Origin of the sequence: Streptomyces carpinensis (assembly GCF_002154505.1) — a bacterium.
Lineage (GTDB): Bacteria > Actinomycetota > Actinomycetes > Streptomycetales > Streptomycetaceae > Streptomyces > Streptomyces carpinensis.
Genome location: NZ_MUBM01000625.1, coordinates 1 through 4350, shown reverse-complemented (window position 1 = coordinate 4350; position 4350 = coordinate 1). Strand labels below are relative to the sequence as shown.

Annotated in this window: 4 protein-coding genes; 2 read left to right on the top strand and 2 right to left on the bottom strand. The window is 71.8% G+C overall.

The window, feature by feature from the left end; genetic code table 11:
• On the top strand, positions 1 to 290 hold a 290-nt coding region (locus BZY54_RS47240; protein ID WP_208640983.1), incomplete at its 5' end, for an urea transporter.
• A gap of 147 nt (positions 291 to 437) precedes the next feature.
• On the opposite strand, the gene BZY54_RS47235 is transcribed toward BZY54_RS47240, so the two are convergent.
• Entirely contained in the window at positions 438 to 1403 is a 966-nt protein-coding gene (locus BZY54_RS47235) for a trypsin-like serine peptidase (RefSeq protein ID WP_086731462.1), read from the bottom strand.
• A gap of 548 nt (positions 1404 to 1951) precedes the next feature.
• A complete protein-coding gene (locus tag BZY54_RS47230; protein ID WP_167414195.1) occupies positions 1952 to 2581 on the bottom strand; it encodes a TetR/AcrR family transcriptional regulator in 630 nt (209 codons plus the stop codon).
• A 179-nt stretch (positions 2582 to 2760) separates the two neighbouring features.
• On the opposite strand from BZY54_RS47230, the gene BZY54_RS47225 reads away from it, so the two are divergent.
• Entirely contained in the window at positions 2761 to 4245 is a 1485-nt protein-coding gene (locus BZY54_RS47225) for a purine-cytosine permease family protein (protein WP_086731461.1), read from the top strand.
• Positions 4246 to 4350 lie beyond the last annotated feature (105 nt).

Sequence of the window (4350 nt, the reverse complement as noted above, 5' to 3'; positions counted from 1 at the left end):
TGTTCCTCGCCGCGAACACGGCAACGCTGGTGTACGCCCTGTTGGGGGCCGCCACGGCCACGGTCGCCGCACCGGCTCTCGCGGCGCTGCTCGCCCCAGCCGGCGGGCGCGCCTTGACCTGGCCGTTCGTTCTGACGACGCTGACGTTCCTGGCCGCCGCCAAGTCCTTCCCACGGCTGACGGGCCACAGCCGCCCCGCCCCCGAGCGGGGTGCGGCGGCCCCGTCCGGCGGGACGCCGCCCGTCGAGGGCACCCGCTCGCCGGACTGGGCGGCGCCCCCTGCCGCCTGAGCGCCCGAGCGACATCGGAGTCGGTCGTCGGCGACCGGACCCCGGCGGCTGGCCCCAGCGGCCGGGCGGCCGGCCCCGGGCGCCCGGCCTCAGGCCTCAGGCGGCCGGGGCCGGGCCAACGGGCGGTGCGCCGCTCACCGCGGCCCGCTACAGGGCCCTGGTGGCGGAGCCGAAGTAGGAACTGTAGGAGACCTGAGGGGTGTTGCCGCCGGTGTGGTAGCCGCCGATCACCCCGATCACCGCCCAGCCGCCCGGCCAGGGCACCAGCATCGGTCCGCCGCTGGTGCCGCCCACGAAGGCGTCGCAGGCGATGCGCGGGAAGGCACCCGGGTCGGACGGGTCGTCGCTGTCCCACTCGGTGGTCCGGCTCCAGCACTCCAGCGGTTTCTCCGCTCCCGCCGGATACCCGATCATCCGTACGGGGGCCTGGTGGTACCCCGTCCCGGTGAGCAACTGCACGCCACCCACCGCGTCCTGGATCAGCGTCCCGTCCTCGCCCGGCCCGGTGACCGCGAAGGCGAAGTCGTACTCGGCCCCCGCGTGCTCGCCCAGGTCGTAGTACTGCTGCGCGACGTAGACGCCGTTGCTCCGCACGGGGAAGATGCCGTAGGGCTTGAGCCCGTCGTGGTACTGCGGCACGAAGCCCAGGTCGCGTGCCGGGGAGGTGCCGGCGTAGCCCTTCAGGCAGTGCCCGGCGCTGAGGACGAGGGCGTGGCCCGGGCTGCGCACCACGGATCCGCTGCAGGTGCGCCCGGTACCGGTGGCATCGGTCCAGAAGAACGTTCCGGTCTGGGGCATGCCGTCGAAGCTCTGGCTGGGCGGGATGTACTCGCCCGGCCGAGGCCCGTCCACGGTGGGGGAGACGGTCGCGGCGGTCGGCAGTGCCTTGCCGGCAGAACCGGTTTCGGCGGCTTTGCCCGGGGCCGCGGGCAGGGCGGACGCCATCCGGGCAGCGGTCCAGTAGGCGTCGAGCCGGGCGGCGACCGGATTCGGTCCGGGCGGCGCGCCGTCGGCGGCCGCCGCGGGAGCGAGCCCGGCGGCCGGCAGCAGAGCCGCCGCGCACCAGGCGGCGTACCGGATGAAACCTCGCCTGCGCACCGTCCTGTGCACCATCAGTTCCCTTCCGTACCACTTGGCTTGAGCGCCTCGCACCCCACCCATCTGCCACGCGATGCGCCGCCTGACCGAGGAGTCGGAGCGCCTGACGGTGGTTCGACCGCCCGCACGTGCGCGCCCGAGTTGTACCCGTCCGATACCTCTGGGCACACGTGAAGCACAGCCTGGCGAACCTCGCCCCTGTGGACTCGGCCGACTCGCAGCACTCGTACCCAGCCGGCTCGAACGGCTCTCGTATCGCTCCACGGACCTCGACGGCTTCACCGCTGCGACCGGGCACCCTCCCGCCGCGACCCCCCTGAAGCCTGCTCGAAACAGGCCACTGCGCGTTCAGTGCCTTTGTTGCGCTGCTCTACACCGACCCTGGCCGACTATCGGGAGGATCTCGGTGCGGTTCGGCGGGTCCGGGATCCGCGGGACCGCCGGCGGGAGGTACTGACACTCACCGAGGTCTGTCGGTCGTGAGCGAGGGGTCGTCACCGACTTCGGCGGATTTCGTCGGGGTCTGGCTCGCCTCCCGCCGCCGTAACCCCGAAGCGCCGAAGTCAGGGGCCGCGAAGGGCCCCCGAAGGCAGGCCCAGTTCCCGCTCGGCCATCGTGAACACGAGACTGTCCAGCGCCGGATGGGTGAAGGGCGCGTCGTCGTTCACGTACGAATCGAGCCCGTCGATCACCACGAGGATGACCAGGCAGGCTCCCATGGGGTCGTCGGTCGTGAACTCGCCCGCGCGTACGCCCTCCTCGATCAGGGCGGTCAAGGTGCCGCGCATGACGGCCTCCTGCTCGGCGACCACGCGCCGCAGGTTCGGGCGGTAGCGCGCGAGATGGCGGGCGTTCAGCCAGAGCCTTCCGAGGTTGTCGAAGTCCTTGTCGCCGATGCGGTGCAGGAAGCGGCCGAGCCGGCGCGTCGCGGGCAGTTCACCGTCGGCGCGCGGCAGCAGCGCGTCGCGCTCGTGGGTGACCGCCCGGGCGAACGCCTCGCACAGGAGGGTGTCGACGGTGGCGAAGTAGTGGCTGATCAGCCCCGGCCGCACCCCTAGCTCCTCGGCCACGAGCTGCATGGTCACCCGTTCCAGGCCCTGCTCCAGGGCCAGCCGGGCGGCAGTCTTCAGGATCTCCGCTCGACGCTCCGCGGGATCTTTGCGCGTCCGGGTGCTGCGGGGGCTTGACGTCATGCCCAGCACCCTATTGGATACGGCACCAATAGTCTATTGGTGCTGACACCAACAAGCCTCGGTCCTCACGGCCTCTCGGACACGGCGGCGGCGAGTACAGCCAGTACACGGTCGTCGCTCGGCCTCAACTCCGAGTCACATCGGCTCTCATCTCCCGGTCTCATCGAAGGAATCCGCCCATGGCCCCAACGCCCGCAGTCCCCGACGAGGCCGGTCGGCCCACCGGCCTCGACCGCGCGGGCCACGTCGAGACCCGCGGTATCGACTGTGTGCCCGACGACGAACGGCACGGATCACCGCGTGAGCTCTTCGCGATCTGGGCCGCGCCGAACGTGAGCTACCTCAGCTTCGTGGTCGGGGCCACCCTGGTCCTGATGGGGCTGTCGCTGGTCGAGGCGCTCGCCGTCGTCGTCGCGGGCAACCTGTTCTGGCTCCTGACCGGCCTCGTCGCAGTCAGCGGTCCCGTCGCCGGCACCACCGGCTCGGTGATCTCCCGGGCCATGTACGGCATCGTCGGCAACAAGGTCGTCGTCGCCGTCACGGGATGGCTGATCTCCGCGCTCTACCTGGCGCTCAACTGGTCGGCGGCCTCCGTGGCCGGGATCGGCCTGACCGGGCGGCTCGGCCTGCCCGGCTCCACGGCCGTCGACGCCGCCGTGATCTGCCTGATCGCCGGCGCCACCGTGCTCATCGCGATCTACGGCCACGCGACCATCGTGCGTCTGTACACGGCGCTGACCGTCCTGCTGACGGTCGTGTTCCTGATCGTCTCGGCGCTCGTGCTCGGGCACACCGACTGGTCGTACGCGCCGGCGGACCCGCCGACGGGCTTCGCGCACCTGGTCGTGCTGGCATCGGGATTCACCATCGTCGCCTCCGCGCCGCTCTCGTACGCGAACAGCCCGGACCTCGCGCGCTACCTGCCCCGGAACTCCAGCGGCACCGCCGTCGCGCTGTGGACGTCGGCCGGAGCCTTCCTGCCGAGCGTCGCCTTCACGGCGGTCGGGGCGTTCGCCGCCACCAGCCTGGACATGAGCGACCCGCAGGCGGCGCTGGAGAGCATCATGCCCGCCTGGCTCGCGCCCGTCTTCGTCATCGGGGTGGTCGTGAACACGATCGCGAACAATGGCATGACCGCCTACAGCGCGGGACTGTCGATGCAGTCGATCGGAGTCCGCCTCCCGCGCGTGGCCGCCGTGCTCGTCGTCGGCGTCATCGGCACCGCCATGACCCTGTTCGCCATCCTGGTGTTCGACTTCCTCACCGCGGTCAACGCCATGATGGAGGTGGTCGTGGTCGTCACCGGCCCCTGCATGGCCGTCTACGCGACCGACATCGTCCTGCGGCGCAACCGCTACGACGGGAACCTCCTGCACGACCAGAGCCGCAACGGCCCCTTCTGGTACCACGGAGGCGTCAACTGGGCCGGCGCGCTGGCCACCGTCCTCGGCGCCTTCGCGGCGACCCTGTGCGTCAGCTCCGGTTTCTGGACCGGACCGGTCTCCGCCGCGATGGGCGACCTCAACCTCGCCGTCCCCGCCGGCGTCCTCGGCTCGGCGGTGACGTACTGGGCGCTGTCCCGCGCCCTGCGCACCGTCCCCGCCGCCGCAGCCCTGCCGCAACCGCCCGCCGCAGAAGTACCCGCCGTGGCCGCCCGCCGCTGAAGCGGGCAGCCGCGACGGCCGATCGCACCGTGTCGCACCATGCGTGGTCGCATGATGCACGCCGCACGGATCGAGAAGTGCGACCCACCCACGCCCCTGACGACT

Coding starts and splice junctions, on each gene's coding strand:
- BZY54_RS47235 (WP_086731462.1), bottom strand. CDS start 1,403: ATGGTGCACAGGACGGTGCGCAGGCGAGGTTTCATCCGGTACGCCGCC.
- BZY54_RS47230 (WP_167414195.1), bottom strand. CDS start 2,581: ATGACGTCAAGCCCCCGCAGCACCCGGACGCGCAAAGATCCCGCGGAG.
- BZY54_RS47225 (WP_086731461.1), top strand. CDS start 2,761: ATGGCCCCAACGCCCGCAGTCCCCGACGAGGCCGGTCGGCCCACCGGC.